The organism is Polyangium fumosum (assembly GCF_005144585.1).
Classification (GTDB): domain Bacteria; phylum Myxococcota_A; class Polyangia; order Polyangiales; family Polyangiaceae; genus Polyangium; species Polyangium fumosum.
On record NZ_SSMQ01000095.1, the window covers coordinates 1 to 16,705 of the forward strand.

13 protein-coding genes are annotated in these 16,705 nt (G+C 69.7%); 5 read left to right on the top strand and 8 right to left on the bottom strand.

Annotation, left to right across the window (positions count from 1 at the left end; translation table 11 throughout):
• Window positions 1-180: 180 nt before the first annotated feature.
• From E8A74_RS46665 to E8A74_RS46675, 3 genes are all read right to left on the bottom strand, one after another.
• The gene (locus E8A74_RS46665) at window positions 181-1,356 is read right to left on the bottom strand and encodes a hypothetical protein (RefSeq protein ID WP_136935650.1); all 1,176 of its coding nucleotides are present in this window, start codon (window positions 1,354-1,356) and stop codon (window positions 181-183) included.
• Window positions 1,353-4,085 (bottom strand): hypothetical protein, encoded by a 2,733-nt coding sequence (locus tag E8A74_RS46670; RefSeq protein ID WP_136935651.1) that lies wholly within the window; start codon window positions 4,083-4,085, stop codon window positions 1,353-1,355. Before E8A74_RS46670 ends, E8A74_RS46665 begins: the two co-directional genes overlap by 4 nt.
• Window positions 4,086-4,176: 91 nt before the next feature.
• A complete protein-coding gene (locus E8A74_RS46675) occupies window positions 4,177-5,631 on the bottom strand; it encodes an O-antigen ligase family protein (RefSeq protein WP_136935652.1) in 1,455 nt (484 codons plus the stop codon).
• Window positions 5,632-5,762: 131 nt separating this feature from the next.
• Between E8A74_RS46675 and E8A74_RS46680 the strand changes: the two genes are divergently transcribed.
• Both E8A74_RS46680 and E8A74_RS46685 read left to right on the top strand, forming a co-directional pair.
• Entirely contained in the window at window positions 5,763-6,395 is a 633-nt protein-coding gene (locus E8A74_RS46680; RefSeq protein WP_136935653.1) for a polysaccharide biosynthesis/export family protein, read from the top strand.
• 239 nt (window positions 6,396-6,634) lie between these two features.
• Window positions 6,635-8,473 carry a M4 family metallopeptidase gene (locus E8A74_RS46685; protein WP_136935654.1) on the top strand — a complete coding sequence of 613 codons (1,839 nt, stop codon included), beginning with the start codon at window positions 6,635-6,637 and terminating at the stop codon, window positions 8,471-8,473.
• A gap of 60 nt (window positions 8,474-8,533) precedes the next feature.
• On the opposite strand, the gene def is transcribed toward E8A74_RS46685, so the two are convergent.
• Window positions 8,534-9,130, bottom strand: coding sequence for a peptide deformylase (def, locus tag E8A74_RS46690; RefSeq protein WP_136935655.1), 597 nt, complete (start codon window positions 9,128-9,130; stop codon window positions 8,534-8,536).
• A 20-nt stretch (window positions 9,131-9,150) separates the two neighbouring features.
• Window positions 9,151-10,143, bottom strand: coding sequence for a hypothetical protein (locus E8A74_RS46695; RefSeq protein ID WP_136935656.1), 993 nt, complete (start codon window positions 10,141-10,143; stop codon window positions 9,151-9,153).
• 50 nt (window positions 10,144-10,193) lie between these two features.
• Here E8A74_RS46695 and E8A74_RS46700 point away from each other — a divergent pair, with 50 nt between their 5' ends.
• Window positions 10,194-11,273: an MJ1255/VC2487 family glycosyltransferase gene (locus E8A74_RS46700; RefSeq protein WP_136935657.1), complete on the top strand. Its 1,080-nt coding sequence runs from the start codon at window positions 10,194-10,196 to the stop codon at window positions 11,271-11,273.
• On the opposite strand, the gene E8A74_RS46705 is transcribed toward E8A74_RS46700, so the two are convergent.
• Window positions 11,274-12,374 carry a hypothetical protein gene (locus E8A74_RS46705; RefSeq protein ID WP_136935658.1) on the bottom strand — a complete coding sequence of 367 codons (1,101 nt, stop codon included), beginning with the start codon at window positions 12,372-12,374 and terminating at the stop codon, window positions 11,274-11,276. It lies immediately after the preceding gene.
• Window positions 12,371-12,634: a hypothetical protein gene (locus tag E8A74_RS46710; RefSeq protein WP_136935659.1), complete on the bottom strand. Its 264-nt coding sequence runs from the start codon at window positions 12,632-12,634 to the stop codon at window positions 12,371-12,373. Before E8A74_RS46710 ends, E8A74_RS46705 begins: the two co-directional genes overlap by 4 nt.
• A gap of 558 nt (window positions 12,635-13,192) precedes the next feature.
• On the opposite strand from E8A74_RS46710, the gene E8A74_RS46715 reads away from it, so the two are divergent.
• Together E8A74_RS46715 and E8A74_RS53505 are read left to right on the top strand one after the other, a co-directional pair.
• The gene (locus E8A74_RS46715) at window positions 13,193-15,637 is read left to right on the top strand and encodes a DUF2169 family type VI secretion system accessory protein (RefSeq protein ID WP_136935660.1); all 2,445 of its coding nucleotides are present in this window, start codon (window positions 13,193-13,195) and stop codon (window positions 15,635-15,637) included.
• 64 nt (window positions 15,638-15,701) lie between these two features.
• The gene (locus E8A74_RS53505; protein WP_170229903.1) at window positions 15,702-15,875 is read left to right on the top strand and encodes a hypothetical protein; all 174 of its coding nucleotides are present in this window, start codon (window positions 15,702-15,704) and stop codon (window positions 15,873-15,875) included.
• Window positions 15,876-15,878: 3 nt separating this feature from the next.
• On the opposite strand, the gene E8A74_RS46720 is transcribed toward E8A74_RS53505, so the two are convergent.
• Window positions 15,879-16,625, bottom strand: coding sequence for a Stp1/IreP family PP2C-type Ser/Thr phosphatase (locus tag E8A74_RS46720; RefSeq protein WP_232380048.1), 747 nt, complete (start codon window positions 16,623-16,625; stop codon window positions 15,879-15,881).
• Window positions 16,626-16,705 lie beyond the last annotated feature (80 nt).

Genomic DNA, 16,705 nt, shown 5'->3' on the forward strand with positions numbered 1-16,705 from the left:
AGCGCTGGCGCTGGTCCGGGTCCCGGGGCGGATAGCCCCGGGTGGGGCCTGGGGCAACGCCCCAGCGAGGCGGCCCCGAGATAAGACCAATGCTCAGGCCCCTGGCTGGTCCGGGTGCAGGGGCGGACAGCCCCTGCTGGGGCCTGGGGCGAAGCCCCAGCAAAACGGCCGCCGGCGAACTCAGGCCTGACAGGCCCGCGCCGCCGGCGGAACCTCGTAATCACGGAACTCGAACGGATCGCCGAGCCGGCCATCCATGGCTGCGCGGGCGATGTTGTACATCTCCCGCGCCGTCACGTAATGCACCCGGAAACCTCCCTGCTTTCCCAGCCACGCGAGCGCTTCGTGGAAACGGCGCTGCGGGGCGCCGAGCAGACTCTCGGCCTCGCGCTCGGGCGCGCCGTGCGTCGATAGCTTCACGAAGACCCATTCCGGCTTGCCTCGCACCGACACGCCCTGGTCGATCCAGCTCTCGAGCCGCGGCAGGGTCGCCGGATCCCGCGCCGTCAATGCGCCCGCGTCGATCCGGAGCGGCAGCCCCGGGCCCTGCCGGAAGGAGAGCGCGAGTGGGCCCTGCATGCAGAGCACCCGCTCCATGCGCCCGTCGCCCACGCTCGCCGGCCTCCCCCGCTCGTGCGCCTTGCGGCGCTTCACGTCGCCGGACGGATAATAGATGCTGTTCACGATCCGCGGCTGCGTCCGGTCCGGCGCCGACGGGAACGTGAAGTCGGCGTAACAGCCGAGCTCGTGCAGGAGGTCGAGCTCGTCGTCGACGCCGCAATGCGCGCCGTCGGCACGCGAATTCGCCAGGCACCAGTTGCCGTGGATGAACGCCCATCGATCCGCGCCATGCACCCGCGGCACGAGGCCGTGCCGGCCGAGCGAGACGAGCGTCTCCTCGAACTTCTCTCGCAGCGTGCTCCGCGTGTCCCGGTCGTGGTGCAGGTGCACCTCCACCTCGCCGAGCCCCATCGCCACGAGCTCGGCGAGGGGCTCGACGAGCGCTGGATCGTACTGATCGCCCGGATAAAAAAACGTGTGCCGCGGGGGCCTTCCATTCGCGTCCCGCAGCGACGCGGCGAGCGCGGGGTAGCCGCGCCGCCACGCCGCGACCCGGGTGAGCCCGCGCGAGAGCGGCGCCGCGCCAGGCGATCTCGCGTCGCCGGTCCAGAGCGGCTCGAAGTGATCGCAGATCGCCACGAGCACGTGCTTCGGCCGCACGACCTCGCCGAAGACGAGCCGCTCGACGCCGCGGACGAGCCGCGCCTCGGCCCAGCTCCCCATCCACGGCGCGAGCTTCTCGGCCCACGGCGCGATCCGCCCCGCCACCGCTTTGTGCGCGGCCTCCACCTTCATGCGCTCGCCCTCCCCTTCGGCGCGCCGCTCCACGTGCGCACGTCGTTCAGCACGACCCCGAACATGCGCCGGTCGCCGAGCTGTTTTGCTGCGCGCGAGAGCTCGCTGCCCTTCGTCATGCCCGCGCGGGCGAGCAGGATGCAGACGTCGCTCACGTCCTCGAGCACGTTCGCGTCTCCGGAGCCGAGCACCGCGCAGCCGTCGATGACCACGTAATCGTAGCTCTCCTTCAGCGCGCGCACGGCCCCCTCGAACCACGTCGAATGCAGCGCCGTCGGGAACGCCGCCTCCGTCGCCGGCTCGGCGAGCACGTAGAGCGAGGCGCCGATGCGGAGCACGCTCCAGGGCTCCCATCGGCCGCTCATGTGCCTCCGGAGTTGCGCCGAGAAGCCCATCTCCTCGGGCACGCGCAGGCGCAGCATCGAGGCGAGCCGCGGCCGGCCGAGGTTGCCCTCGACCAGCACGACCCGCGCCCGCTCGGCCTCGGCCAGGGTCATCGCGAGCCGCGCCGCGACCGCGCTCTTGCCCTCGCCGATCCCCGGGGAGAGCACGCTCACCACGAGCGGGCTCTCGTCTCGCTTCTGCTCCAGTCGGTGCCGGAGCACGCGGAGCGCGCCGAGCACGGCGGGCGGCGCGCCTCGCACGAGCTCGAGCGCCCCTTCGTTTTCGGGGTCGAAGGGCATCCCCACGACCTCGACCTCCGGCGCGATCGCCATCGCGCCCGCATTCGGGTTCCGCAGCGAGAGCGCGGCCGGCTCGCTCTCCGGCGGCAGCTCGTCGACGGCGTCTTCGTCGAGGAGCTCGGCCGGTAGCTCCTCGTCCGCCGGCTCCTCGGCCGGCGGCGGTTCGCTCTTCGCCTTCGCGAGGTAGTCCGCGAGCGTCGCGCCATAGGGCAGCGTTTGCATGCGGATCCGCTTGGACGGCAGCGGCTCGTCCCCGGGCTCCGGGGTGGACGGCGGCGCGCCGAGTGGCATGACGACGGGCTCGTCGGTCAGCGGCGCTTCCGCCTCCTCGAATCGAATTTCAATGGATCCGCTTTCCGGCGGCCGGCTCTTCGGCCCTGCGTCGGCGGGCCTTCGCGACGAGGGCGGCGGCGGCGGCCCCGACGCCTCCCGCGTCACGAGCGCGGTGCTCGTCTTCGGCTCGGGAATGTGGGGCACCGACACGAGCAGCGGCGGCTCGCCGAGCGCTTCGACGTCGCCCTCGTCGAGGATCGTCTCGCACAAGAGGACACGCGCGCCCGCATAGCCGAGCGCGAGGAACAACGCGACGAACGAGCCGGCGAAAAACACGCGGCCGCGCCCGCGATCCGGCTTCACCGGCAGGTAGGCCGGATCCACCACGACGAGCGCCTCCTGGGCTTCTTCCTCGGCGGCCGACGCGCTCAGGCTCGCGCCGCGCTCCTTGTCCTGCACCTTGCGGAAATGGTCCCGCGCTCGCTCCAGATCGAGCCGCAGCTTGTGCCACTCGGTCTCGAGCTCCACGATTTCGGGATCGCTCGTCTCGGGGGCCGTCGCCGTCCCCGCGCCCGTTCCCAGGGCCGTCCCGGTGTTCGGGCCTGGGCTCGGGACCACGGCCCTGCCGCGCGGCCCGGCCGTCCTTCGGGCCGAGATCTGCGCGGCGATCGAGCGGCGCTCCTCCTCCAGCGCCGCGCGGCGGGCCGGATCGATTCCCTCGCCCTCGACGGGAGGCGGCGCGACCCCGCCCGTTCGCAAGAGGTCGAGCGTCTTTTCGGCCGTTGCGAGCGCGCTCCGCGCCCGCGACACCTTCGATTGCGCGGAGATCGCGTCCGGGTGCACGGGCGTGACCTTTTGCAATTTCGTCGCGAGGTCCGTCTCCGCCGCGGCGAGCGCGGCCGCGGCCGCGTCCCTTTGCTTTTGCGCGTCGCTCACGTTCACGGGCAGCGGCGGCGGCGGCGCGCCCGGCTTCCCCGGGCCGGCGAGCTCGGCGTCGATCTGCGCGAGCCTGTGCAGGAGCCGCGCGAGCATCGGGTCCGCGGGCGCTTTTTCTCGGCTGGCCTGCGGCGAACGATGCACCGGGTTCGCTTGCGGGGCCGGGGGCGCCGCGCCGGGCTGCGGCGCCGTCGGGGCGTAGGGCGAGTCGTTGATGCCCCACGTGAATTGCGGGTGCTTGGCGAGGAACCGCGCGAGCGCCCGGCTCGCGTCCTCGACCGCGCGATTGGCCTCGTCGAGCTCGCGGCGCAAGACGTCGTGGTTCAGCGCGGCCGTCGTGAGGTTGTCTTTGCTGTAGTCCCCGATCATCACCTCGGCGAGGCGCTTCGTGACCGACTGCGCCGTGGCCGGATCGTGGTGCGAGAACGAGAGCGCGAACGTGTCCTGGGTGCGGGCGCGGAAGGAGACGTTTTTTTGCATCTCCGCCACGGCCTCGAGCATCGATTTTTCCGCGAGCTCGGGATAAAGGTCGAATTCCTGGATGATCGACGAGAGCGTGCCGCGCGAGAGGATGATCTCCTTCAATCGCGGGCCGAGCCGCGCCGCGCGCTGGGCCGCGCTCTCGCCTTCCCGGCCGGCGCGCACGACCTCGCGGTACATGACCGTCGTCTCGCTCCGGTAGATGCGCTTCGTGGAGAGCGCGAGCAAGAGCGAAGCGAGGACGAGCGCCGCGGCGATGGCGATCGTGCTCCGCGCATATCCGCGCGTGCGTTTCATGAGGACGACGAGCCGCGCGAGTCGCTCGCGTGGTGTGCTCTCGGTGCTCAGGCGGACCATCTGCTCCCTCCGCGCTCGGGCGCGAGGGGCCTTCCGGCAATGACCATGCTCGGCGACTCCTCGCTCCTTTGGTTTGTCGAGAACATACGATTCAGCCCATCATGTGCAGCACGACCCACACGATCGGGAAGAGCAGGAGGCACGCCGCGCAGACGGTCGCGGCTTCGCGCATGTCGATGCGCACCGAGAACCGCGGATCCGCCGCGCGCGCGGCCTGGTAGAGCGCCGCGGAGGCGCCGAGCAGCATGTAAAGGAATTCCTTGTAGGACCATGAAAGGAAGAAGATCCCGACGTACGCCCCGAGGAGCGAGATCGCGAGCGCCGGCGCGAGACGGCGGAGCTCCGCGTCCACGTCGTACGCGCCGAACCACAACTTCAAGGGCACCTTGAGGGCGCCGTAGAGAACGAGCGAAAAGAGGAACGCCCCGATGAGCCCCGTCTCCGCCGCCGCGAGCAGGTAGCTGTTGTGCGCCGTGAGCCCGCGCGTCGATTCGTCGGCGAACTGGCCGACGCCGAAGCCGATCCCCTTCGACTTTCGGATCATCGTGAGCGCCTCGGCCACGAGATCGAGCCGCTCGTCCGCGGACGCCTCGGCCTCCGCCCCGCTCCGCCCGCCGAGCAGGAGCACGGGCGGAAACGCGATGCAGCCAATGACGACGCCGAAGACGCCTGCGCGCCGGATGAACGCGAGCCCCATCACGACGAGGAAGACGAGGACACCCATGCGTGATTGGGAAAGGACGATCATCACGGCGAACGCGAAGGCGATGACGAGCGCCGGGACGACGCGGAAGATGGACGCGACGCCGGCGAGCAATCTGTCCGTGAGCAGGATCGGGAGCCGGAGCGACGCCGCGGTCGGCTTCTGGTTCGGATCGCGGGACGATCGTTTGCGTTCGGCGAACGCGAGCGCGAAGGGCAAGGCCATCACGGCGGCGAGCGAGAGTTCGTTCGGATCGGCGAGCGTGCCGCGATAACGTACGCGGCCGCCGATCGTGGCCGTGCCGAACGGACCGACCCGCTCGCAACGGTAATTCACGTCCGGCAGGCCGTCCTTTCGACAATCGAGCGCGTTCTCGCAGCCGCGCCCGTCGTACTCGAGCTCGCCTTTGCCCTCCCAGTCGCTTTTTTCGGCGATCATGCAGCCGAAGGGGCCCTGGGACTGGACGAGCGCGACCGTCGAGGCGAAAATCATGCAAACGAGGAGCGTCCAGCAAAACCGCCGCAGGCCCTTCGTCGTGCCGAGGCCGAGCGAGATCACGCCGAAGATGCAGAGCACGATGGCGAGCTCGGTCCCCTCCTTTTGCAGGACCGCGGGCTTGCGCACGAGCGTGACGAGCGCTCCCCACAGGAAAAACGCGAGGACGAAGGGGGCGTGCGGCGGGAGATCGACCCGGGCGCGACCGCGAAGGACGTCCACGACGAAGGCCACGGTGAAGAGCGCGAACACGATATAGAGGAGCGGCAGCCCGGCGAGGGCCGGCACGAACTCCTGGGGTTTCAAGACGACGAGCGCGCAGAGCACGCACACGATGATCGAAGCCATGTCCCCCGAGGGCGCGCCTTCGCGGATGGCTTTCCCGCGGCGCGCGTGGCCTCTTTCGTAGCAGGGGTCGGCGCTTCGAGCATTCGGGATCACCCTTTGCCACGGGTGACGCTGCTCGTCGGAGGAATGCCATGGATGTGCACGAAAAGAAGAGAATCGCCCGGGGCGTGAAGGGACGATTCGTGCGGGGATGCCTCGCGCTTCTGGGGCTCGTGGCCTCGGCGAGCTGCGGCGGCGCGCGCCCGACCTACGATTACACGACGGAGCTACGCGTGATGCGGACGTACACCGTGGGCCCCGGGGACGTGCTCGAGGTGCGCGTCTGGCACAACGAGCAGCTCAGCCGCAGGGTCACGGTGCGCCCCGACGGATTCATCACGCTCCCGCTCGTCGGCGATATCGTTTGTGGTGGAAAGACCGTGGAGCAGATCGGCAAGGAGATCACCGAAAAGGGCCAGCAGTTCTACACGGAGCCGCTGGTCGTGTCCGTCGAGGTCGCCGAGCTGCACAGCTATCGCATTTACGTGCTGGGCGAGGTGACGCGGCCGGGCGAGTTCACGCCGACGGGGCAAGTGACCGTGCTGCAGGCGATCGCGCTCGCTGGTGGATTCACGCGGTTTGCCGCGCCGAACGAAATCGTCATCGTGCGCAAGGACGCGCATGGCGAGCGGCGGATCCCGTTCGCGTTCACGGCCGTGGTGAAAGGCGGGGATCTCCGCGAGAATTTGCCGCTCCTGACGAATGACACGGTGGTCGTTCCCTAGTGCACCCCCTGGTCATTCGAGAGTGCATCCCGGCGTTCCAGTTCCGGTGAACGAGTGCGGCAAGATCGGTAGATGCAACGCGGTTGCATTGAATTGGTGATAAAATTTACCCATTACGGACAATTTTCGGCGGCGACAAAGACAGGCGTTGACACCAATCGCGAAAAAAAGGAAGGTCGGCATTCTCCGGGCCCCCGGATGCACCCGCCACGACCTTTCCCATTTCGAGGTGTCAGTCCATGCGTCATCGTCGCCTTGCCACGCTCGCTCCCCTGACGTTCCTCCTCGCCGCCTGCGCCGTCGATGGCCAGGACGTTGATAATCAGGCCGCTCCGCAGGATGAAAACGACAGCGTCCACGTCGGCCATGATGCCCAGGCGGAGAAGGTCGCCGCGGACCTCGCTCTTCAGAGGATCGCAGCCGAGCGGCCCGAGATCGTTCGGGGCGTCGGGGACCTCTCGGTCAGGCGCGTGCGTATCGACAAGCGGGGCGAGTCGGTGAACCGCTTCGTGCAGTCGATCGATGGCATCCCGGTCTTCGGCGGCGAGGCGATCGTGCGCCTCGATCAGCGCGGCCAGCTCCGGACGGTGCGCGACTACTTGCACCGGAACCTCAAGGTCGAGACGAAGCCGACCCTCGCCGAGATCGACGCGCGCAACGTCGCGTACGCCGCGGTCGACGGTGTGGTCTCGCGGGAGATCGGCACGGATCTCCAGATCCTGCCCCGCCCGATGCTCGGCGCGGCGCTCACGTACCGCGTGCAGCTCGAGGGGACGCTGAACGACGGATCGCCCACGATGCCGGTCGTCTTCATCGACGCGCAGACGGGCGAGATCGTCGATCAGTACGACAACCTCCAGACGGGCAAGAGCCTCCAGACGTACACGCTGAACAACGGAACGTCGTTCAACAGCGCCACGCTGAAGCTGACCACGACGGGGACGACCACGACGGGCAGCGGTGATGCCGTCGTGACCCAGGCGCACGACAACGCCAACCGCACGTACGACTTCTACTTCAACAACTTCGGCCGCGACAGCTACAACAGCACGGGCGCGACCATCAAGTCGTACGCGCACTACAGCACGGGTTATGTGAACGCGTACTGGGACGGGACGCGGATGGTCTATGGCGACGGCAATGGCACCGATGCGTCGGCGCTCACGGTGCTCGACGTCGTGGCCCACGAGCTCACGCACGCGGTCACGTCGTACGAGTCGAACCTGACGTACAGCTACGAGTCGGGCGCGCTGAACGAGGCGATGAGCGACATCTTCGGCGCCGCGGTCGAAGCGGCCCGCGACGGCGCGGTCACGACGAACACCTGGAAGATCGGCGAGGAGTGCTGGACGCCGGCCACGGCGGGCGACGCGCTCCGCTACATGTACGACCCGAAGCTGGCGGGCGACTACGACTACTACCCCGAGCGCTACACGGGCTCGCAGGACAACGGCGGCGTGCACTGGAACTCGGGCATCGCGAACCTCGCGTTCTACCTCGCGGTCATGGGCGGCACGCACCCGCGCGGCGAGACGACGAACCAGGTCCCGGCGCTCGACGCGAACCCGGTGAACAGCATCAAGATGGGCGCGGCGATCTTCTACGATGCGAACACGAACTGCCTCAGCGCGAGCTCGGACTTCGCGGCCGCTCGCACCTGCACGGTGGAGGCCGCGACCGAGCTCTACGGCGCGGCGGCGGCGACGTCGATCAGCGAGGCGTGGGCGGCCGTCGGCGTGGGCGGCAGCAACGGCGGCGGCAGCGGCGGCGGGACGTACACGCCGATCGGCGAGGTGGCCGGCATCTCGGTCGGGAAGAACAAGTGGAGCACGTCGTACACGCAGGCGACGCCGGCCGGCGCGACGACGCTGAAGGTCGAGATCTCCGGCGGCACGGGCGACGCGGATCTCTACGTGCGCAAGGGCTCCGCGCCGACGCTCACGCTCTACACCTGCCGTCCGTACCTCGAGGGCAACAACGAGGTCTGCGAGATCCCCGCCCCGAGCGGCACGTACTACATCAAGCTCTACGGCTACGTGGCGTCGTCGGGGATCACGCTGAAGACGAGCTACAAGTGATCGAGCGGTAGGCGAGGTGCGCCGCGCGGCAAACCCTGCGCGGCGCGCGCCCTCCCCTCCTTACGACTCTACCCCGAACACCTTCTTCACCTCCGCGACGGGCGCTTCGAGCCAGCGCGCGCCCATCTCGTCGTTGCACGAGAGCGTCCGCGTGATCATGCGATCCACGTAGAGCATGCCGCGCAGGTGATCCACCTCGTGCTGCAGGATGCGCGCGGGCCAGCCCCTCGCCTCCCAGCGGAGCGGCTCGCCTTTCTCGTCGAGGCCCGTCACCTCCACGGCGAAATTCCGCTCGACGAGCGCCATGTACCCCGCGACGGACAGACATCCCTCGAAGTAAGTCGCTTTTTCCTCGCCGATCACGCGGAGCTCGGGATTGAAGACGACGGTCAGCGGGAACGGGGCGCGGCCGCGTTCTTCGCGTTGCTCCTTCGTGAGGCGCGCCATGCGGGTGCTATCGTCTTCGAGCACGATCACCTGCAGGCTCACGCCGATCTGCGGGGCGGCGAGGCCCACGCCGGGCGCCTGGCGCATCGTCTCGACCATCTTTTTCACGAGCAGGCGGGTGTCGCGGCTCGTGATCTGATCCCTCGCGACGGGCGCGGCGGCGGCGCGGAGGACGGGGCTACCGGCTTGTACGATCCTGGGCTTCGACATCGGGACGCGGGATCGTGCCCTCACCCGCGCGTTCGGCGCAAGGAACCGAACGCGCCGAGCCAGCGGGACGCCCCGCGGCCGAGCTTTTCCGTCGCGCGGCTCTTCCACGTCGCTTCGGGCAGGCGCGGCGCGGGGGCGGTGCAAGCGAACGCGTCGAGCCACGCCTCCCAGGGCGGCCGCCGGAGCACGCCGCCGAGGTCGAAGAGCGTGAGGTCGTCGAGGCCCGCCGCGCGCGCGATGGCGACGTCGTCGGCGAGTTCCGCGGCCGAGCGGTACGTCGCCTCATCGCCGAGCGCCCCCTTCCCCACCGCCCCGAGCGACACGCCCGCCCGCGCCCCGAAGCGCGCGGCGGTGCGCAGGCACGCGGACGCGAGCAGGGGCCGCACATCGTTGCGGGTCAAAAGGCCACGCGAATACCCTTCGATGAGCGTGGTATAGACCATCACGCTCGCGTGATCCCAGGCGATGGAGCCGACGGGCGTGCCGAGCCATCGTTCGAGCCCCGACCTTTCGTCGTCCAACAGAACGAGCGGGATCACCGCGGCCGAGACGCCGATCGGCGTCGGGACACGGACGCGCAGATCCCGCACGAGGGCGCCGAGGATCGCCGCGCCGTCGTCCGGAGGGGGCGCGCTCCTCGCCGGCGGATCGAGCCCGAGCATGCGGCGGAGCCGGTCGATCGGCGGTTCGAGATCGAGGGCGATCTCGTCAGGCAGGGCGCCTGCGGCGTCGAGCTCGTCCACGAGCGCGCGGACGTAGGAGGCGAACCGCGCCGCGTTGTCCACGCTCGCCCAGCGCCCGGCCGCGTCCGCGAGCATCGGCCAGACGGCGAAGGAGAGACCCGCGTCCCGCGCGGCCTGGGCGAGGCGCACGAGATCGGCGCGCGGGCCCGGCTGCGCCGCGACGATGAGGCCGATCTTCCGCTGCGCGAGCGCGGCGAGCACGGCGGGCGACGTGATCTCGGCGTGCGTTACCATCTCGCACCAGATGCGAAGGCCTCGCGGGGTCGTCATCGTCTCCGCCCCCTCGACCCTCGTGGTGCGGATCGATAAACTCGACCGCCATGAAGATCCTCTACGGGGTGGTTGGCGAGGGCATGGGGCACGCGATGCGGTCGCGCGTGGTGCTTGAGCACCTGGTCGGCCAGGGGCACGAGATCGAGATCATGGCCTCGGGGCGGGCCGCCGAGTTCCTCACGAAGCGCTTCGAAGGCGTGAACAAGATTCACGGCTTCCACATGATCTACGAGGAAAACCGCGTTCGTCGGGGCAAGACGTTGTTCTCGAACGTCACGCAGGGCGCGGCGGGGTTGCCCAAGAACATCGCGGCCTACTTCGAGCTCATCCAGGCGTTCCGGCCCGAGGTCGTGATCAGCGATTTCGAGTCGTGGACCTACCTGTTCGCGAAGACGCATGGGCTGCCCATCCTGTCCATCGACAACATGCAGATCATCAACCGGTGCACGCACGGGCCCGACATCATCCGCGGAGACGAGGCGGACTTTACCGTGACGCGCCTGTTCATCAAAGGAAAACTCCCGTTCTGCGACCATTACCTCGTCACGAGCTTCTTCCGCCCCCCGATCCGCAAGCCCCGCACGACGCTCTACCCGCCCATCCTGCGCCCCGAGATCCTCCGCGCGAACCGGCGCCAGGGTGATCACCTGCTCGTCTACCAGACCGCCGAAGGGAACGACGCGCTCGCCGATACGCTGCAAAAGACCGGGCTCGAATGCCGCATTTATGGCATGCGCCGCGGCATCCAGGAGGAGCAGGTCGAGGGCAACCTGCGGTATCGGCCCTTCAGCGAGGACGGGTTCATCGACGATCTCGCCTCGGCCCGCGCCGTCATCGCAGGCGGCGGGTTCACGCTCATGGGCGAGGCCGTGTACCTGCACAAACCCATGCTCGCCGTCCCCATTCGCCACCAGTTCGAGCAGGTCCTGAACGCGCGATACTTGGAGCGCGAAGGGTTTGGCCGATCGGCAAATTCGCTCGCCGATCCGGCCACGATCCTCGATTTCGTGAAGGTCGTCCCCGAATGCGCGGAGAAGCTCGCGGCGTATGCGCAGAACGGGAACCAGGATCTCTTCGACGGCATCGACGCGCTGCTCGATCGGGCCGCCGCGGGCGTGCTCTCCTGATCAGAAGAAATAGCGGAAGGCCAGGCGGCCGCCGAGGGCGCGCGTAGGGGGGCCGGGCGAGGCCGTGTCCCCGGCGGCGCGCCTCGCCTGCGTGAAGCCGTACGTCCCGATGAACCCCAGCGTGAGCGCGTCGCGCCCCGTGTAATACACGCCCGCCGCGACGCGCTCGGTCGTGTAGGCCATGGGCGCGGCGCCGAGGATCTCCGCATTGCGACGATCGAGGCCACGGTTTTCGCCGCGCTCGATCCCCGCTTCGAGCATCGCCCCCACGGGCGCGAGGGGCGCGAGGTCGACCGAGGCCGCGACGGACGCCGCATACGCGCGCGGCGCCGTGCGGGAATCGAGGTTCGGGCCGCCGCGCAGGCGTGTATCGAGCGCCTCGCCCCCGAACGAGGCCTGAATGCCCACGTGCTGTCCGAACGACTTCGCCGCGCTCGCGAGCGCGTGGACGCCGAAGCTCCGCTCGTCCACGTGCAGCGCCCCCGCCCCGTCGAAGGTCTTGAACGCGCAGCCGAGATCCCCGGCGCGGAGGCAAATGAATCGCGCCGGCTCCCGCATCACCGCGTCCGCCTCGCGCATCATGGCGTCCACGAGCCCGGACGGCCGCGCGCGCACCCCGCCGGCGAGGACGAGGCCCGCCCGCAGGCCGACCGAGAGGCCGAGCACCTCGCTGTGCAGGACCTCGAAGCCGAGGTGCGGGCGGACCTCGTAACCCGTGCGGATTCCATGAAGATAGGTCGTCGCCGCGTTGCCGCCGACGTCCATTTGAAAGGCCGCGCGCGCTCCGATTTCCGCGCCGCGCACGGGCGCGATTCCCACGGCGAGCCGCTCCTCGAACAGGAAAAACTTCTGGCCGTCGTGGGTGGGGAGCGGCAAGCCCATCAGGGCTACGGGCGGGGCGCCGGCGCCGTCCTGGAGGCGGAGGCCCATCGAGGTGTCGATGCCGACGTGGGTGGTCGTGAAAGGGCCTTCGAGCAGCACGGGTGGCTGGAACCTGTGGCCCTCGAGGGTGCGCGCCGCGGCGCCTCCGCCCTCCTCTGCTGCGGCGCGCACGGGCACGGCGGCGAGGAGCGCGGCGAGGGCCGCGGCGCAGGCGATCACTTGACGCGGCAGGCCTTCGTGCTGGTGCCCGTCACGCCGTTGCAGGACTCGCTCGCGGCGCACTCCGAATCCTGCGTGCAGACCTTGAGGCACTGCGGCTCCGTGGCCGTATCGGTCGGCTTTCCGCAGATCGCGTCGTCGACACATTCGTCCGCCGCTCCCTCGGTCTCGCATGGCTCCCCCACCTCTGCCGCGGAACATGCAAGCAGAACGGTGGTAAAGGAAGCGAGCACCAGCGCGACGAGGCTATTTTTGAGCATGAATGTCTCCTTTCGTCAGGGGCGTCAGACTATCGCCCCGGCTCCGGCATACGCGCTCTTTTTCTTTCGCGGACATGCCATTTTCTGGTCACTCGGATGACCAGCAGGCGCCCCGCCATCAAAACGAAATACGCGGTCGCCGTGGAAATCATTCAATGGTCGGCGCGCGGTGCGTCGCCTCGCACGCGCTCGCAATGGGACGGCGGCGGGACGCGCGGCGATCCCCCTGGGGCTCCCTCCCGCCGGAACGGATCTCGATCGACGGGCGCGCCCGCGGGGGACGAGAGAAACGGAGGGGGCCGGCCACCAGGGACGGACTGGCCGTCCGCCAATGGATTGTCGCAGACGTGGAGGCGGTCGGTCGCGGCCGCATTCGCACCGACGCACCGCAGCGTCAGCTCGCGCGCGTCTACGCTGGATCGGGCAAATCCCTACTCTTCGCGAATTTGTGACAAGTGTCACATTCGATCGAGCGGAAGAGCCCAAGGCTCGAAGAGATCCGGGGATCCCCCGAGGAAATCTTTCCCAACCTGCTCGCGTTAAGCTACCCTCCCCGCATTGGAGATCGTCCGACTCTGCCCATTCAGCGTCGCCACCGTGGTGTGGGAAGAGCGCCCCGGAGGCTATCGCCTCACGATCGGGGTGAAGGCGACGTTCACGCTGGTCCACGGCGAGACGGCGCTCCTCGCGCCGAGGCAGGACACGGCCCACGGCGATATCTCCTGGGATCACAACCCGCAAGCGGCGCTCTTCGCGCCGAGTGACTTCGTCCCGTACAAGCCGAAGATCGACGTCGCGTTCTCGGGCCGCGCGTTCGCCCCCGGCGGCATGCCGGCCGAGGTGCTCACGCCGCGCCTCCGCGTGGGGCATTTCGAGAAGTCGCTGCGCGTCTGCGGGCCGCGCATCTGGATGCCGGGTCATACGGGCAGCCTGCGGCCGAGCGCGCCGGAGCGCTTCTCCGCGATCCCGCTCCGGTACGAGCTCGCCGTGATGCAAGGCGAGAACATGAGCGGCATCCCCTCGGGCGGCGGGAGCGCAGGCTGGCCCTTGCCGCGCATCGAGACGAGCGAGACGTGCCCGCCGAACGCGACGCCGGGCTTCGGCCCGCTGCCGATCCGCTGGCGCGCCGAGCACCGCGGCGCCCCGGACGAGGCCGTCACGTTCGCGCGCCGCATCCGCTCCGAGCACGCCACGGCTCCCGCGTCGCTCCCCTTCTCGCTCTTCAACTGCGCGCCGAGCGAGCAGCAGATCGACGAGCTCGAGCCCGCGCCGAGCATCTTGCTCGAACACCTGACCCGCAAGGCCCCGCGCTTCGAGTCGCGTCTGCCGAACATCCGCCCGCGCGTGTTTTACGCGCACCGCGGTTCGGTGCGGCCTTTCGAAATCGACGTGCGGCTCGACACGATCTGGATCGACGGCGTGCGCCTCGTGGCCGTGCTTTCCTGGCGCGGATCGACGTCGGTGCCCGAGCCCGACGAGCACGCGCTCGGCCGGATCATCGTGGCCTCCGAGAGCCCCGAGATGACCGTGAGCCTCGAAGACGTGGAGTCGCCCCCCGTCGCGCCCGAGGATTCGAGCCCGCGGCCCATCCTCCCGCGCCCCTTCGAAGGCGAGATCGCGGAGGACGAAGGGTACACGCTTCTGCCGTCGGCCCCCGCGCAGCACGCGCCGGAGGAGCCAGCCCCGCTGCCCGTCGAGCCGCTCGCGCTCGGCGGGAGCCTGCCCGCGCGGCCGCGCGACAGCTCGGTGCCGATCCCGCCGTCGGGCGAGCGCCTCATCGAGGATCGCGCGTCGTCGAGGTTCGTCGTGGACGCGGCCTTCCCCGGGCCGAGCCAGCTCGTCGAGCGCGCAGCACGCGCGGAGGTCGAGGACGAGAGGCCCGCGCAGGTCGAGACCTCAGTCTCATGGGAGGCGGATGTTTGGCCCGGCGACGCAGCCGCGATGCGGTTGCCGCCCCCGCCCACGTCGACGAGCGTGCCGCAGGGCGAGCAACCCCGAGGCGAAGAGGAAGAAGATCCGGCCGACCGCGCACCCGCGACCGCGCGCACGGGCACGACGAGCCCGCCGCCGGCGGAGAGCTTCGGCGTGATCACCGAGCGCGAGTCGATCGCGCCGCCGACGCTGGTGCCGAGCACGCGCAAGACAGGGACGCTCGCGCCGCCTCCCACCTTGCCCGGCGGGTCCGTCGCCGCGAGCGCGCGTCTGCTCGACGCCCCGCCCACGACGCAGCGCGCTCCAGCGCTTTTGTCGTGGTCCGAGCCGACGGGTTACATGCCCGCCGCGGGGACTGCCTCGACGACGACCGCATCGCCCGTGTCGCCGGCGGAGAACGCAGCGTTCTTCACGGCGTCGGCCGTGGTGTCGTCGGGCCCCGCCCTGCCCTCCGCGCCCGCCACGCCGTCGCCGAAGCCTTCGGTCGTGTCGGTCGAGACTCCGCGTCCGTCGGGCGCCGGTCGCAGGCCCTCGACGTCGAGCATGGCCGCGCCGCTGCTGATGGCCGCAGACCTGCCGCTCGAGCTCTGCGCGTGCGTGGCCGCGCGTATCGATCGTCGCCCCGAGGATCGCGCGCGCATCCTGTCGGAGATGGGTTTGTCCGATCCGCGCTGGGTGTCGACCGAGCGGACGTGGGTCAGCGCGATCCGCGCCGAGACCGAGCAAGGGCGGAGCGAGCTGCGGCTCGCCTACGATCGGGCGTACGTGCAGCAGCTCGAGATCGAGCGAGGCGCGCTGGAGATCGCCGACTACGCGCGGCTGATGTTCTCGGTGGAGCACAGCGACGCCGACGTGGTGCTGGCGGAGCTCGGCCTCGCGCGCGTCTGCCTCGTGCGGATCGAGCGCGTCTGGCAGGAGCGCATGGAGGCCGATCCAGCCTTCCGCGCGCGGGTGCGGGAGGCGCTCGCCTCGGCAAGGCGGGCGTACGCGCGGGTGAGCCCCGATGGCCGCAGCGGCGCGACCTACGCCGAGGCCGCCACGCCCTCGCGGCCCCGATCGAGTGATCGATAACGTGACCGCAGCGTGAAGATTGACGCCTCGCCCGCTGGCCCAACGTGAGCGGCGGGAGGCGAAGATGAACGCACCGACCGCGATCCTCGCCGCCGCGAACCTCTTCGCGGCGCAGATGGTGGAAGAGAAGGCCGCGCCCACGACCCGATCGACGTGGTTCTGGGTGGTCTTGCTGGTGATCGCCGTGCTCGCGCTCGCCTGGTACTTCCGGGCCGGGACGATCGGCCGGAGGCCTTGAGCCTCAGGCGCGCGTGTAGTTCGCGCGGCGGCCGGCCCAAGGCGGATCGTCGGGTTCGATGCGGACCAGCACGACCGTGATGTTGTCGCGTCCGCCGTTCGCGTTCGCCGTGTCGATGAGGCGCGTGCACGCCTCGGTGAGGATGTCGCTCTCGCGCACGATGATCGCGATCTCCTCGTCGGACACGAGCCCATGCAAGCCGTCCGAGCAGAGGACGAAGACGTCGTGCGGCTCGACGCGCTCGGCGCGCAGGTCGACGTCGACCGTGGGGCTGATGCCGAGCGCGCGCGTGATGACGTTCTTCGGCAGGTACTTGAGATCGAGCTCGGTGAGATCGGGCCGCTCGAGCAGCGCGTCCGAGATGAGCGAGTGGTCGCGCGTGAGCTGCTTGAGCTCGTCGCCGCGCAGGCGGTAGCAACGGCTGTCGCCCGCGTGCGCGACGAAGAAGGTGCGATCGTCCGGCGCATACGCGCCCGCGACGACGGTCGTGCCCATGCCGCGGTGCAAGCGCGAGTCATCTGCGCGAGCAAAGATCCGCGCGTTCGCTTCGAGCACGGCAGCGCGCAGGCGCTGGCCGACGGTTACGTCGGGCTTGCACTCGTTGCGGAAGTACTTGGCGATGGAGCTCGCGGCCATCCGGCTCGCCACCTCGCCGGACTGATGTCCACCCATGCCGTCGGCCACGACGAACACGTTGAACTCCGGCAGAAGGATGAAGCGATCCTCGTTGTGGTGCCGCTGTCTGCCCACGTCGGATAGGCCTGCCGCGACTGCTCGCATCCGCCGGGTATTGTACGTACATTTCCTGGCCGACGAACAGGTCCTAAGCT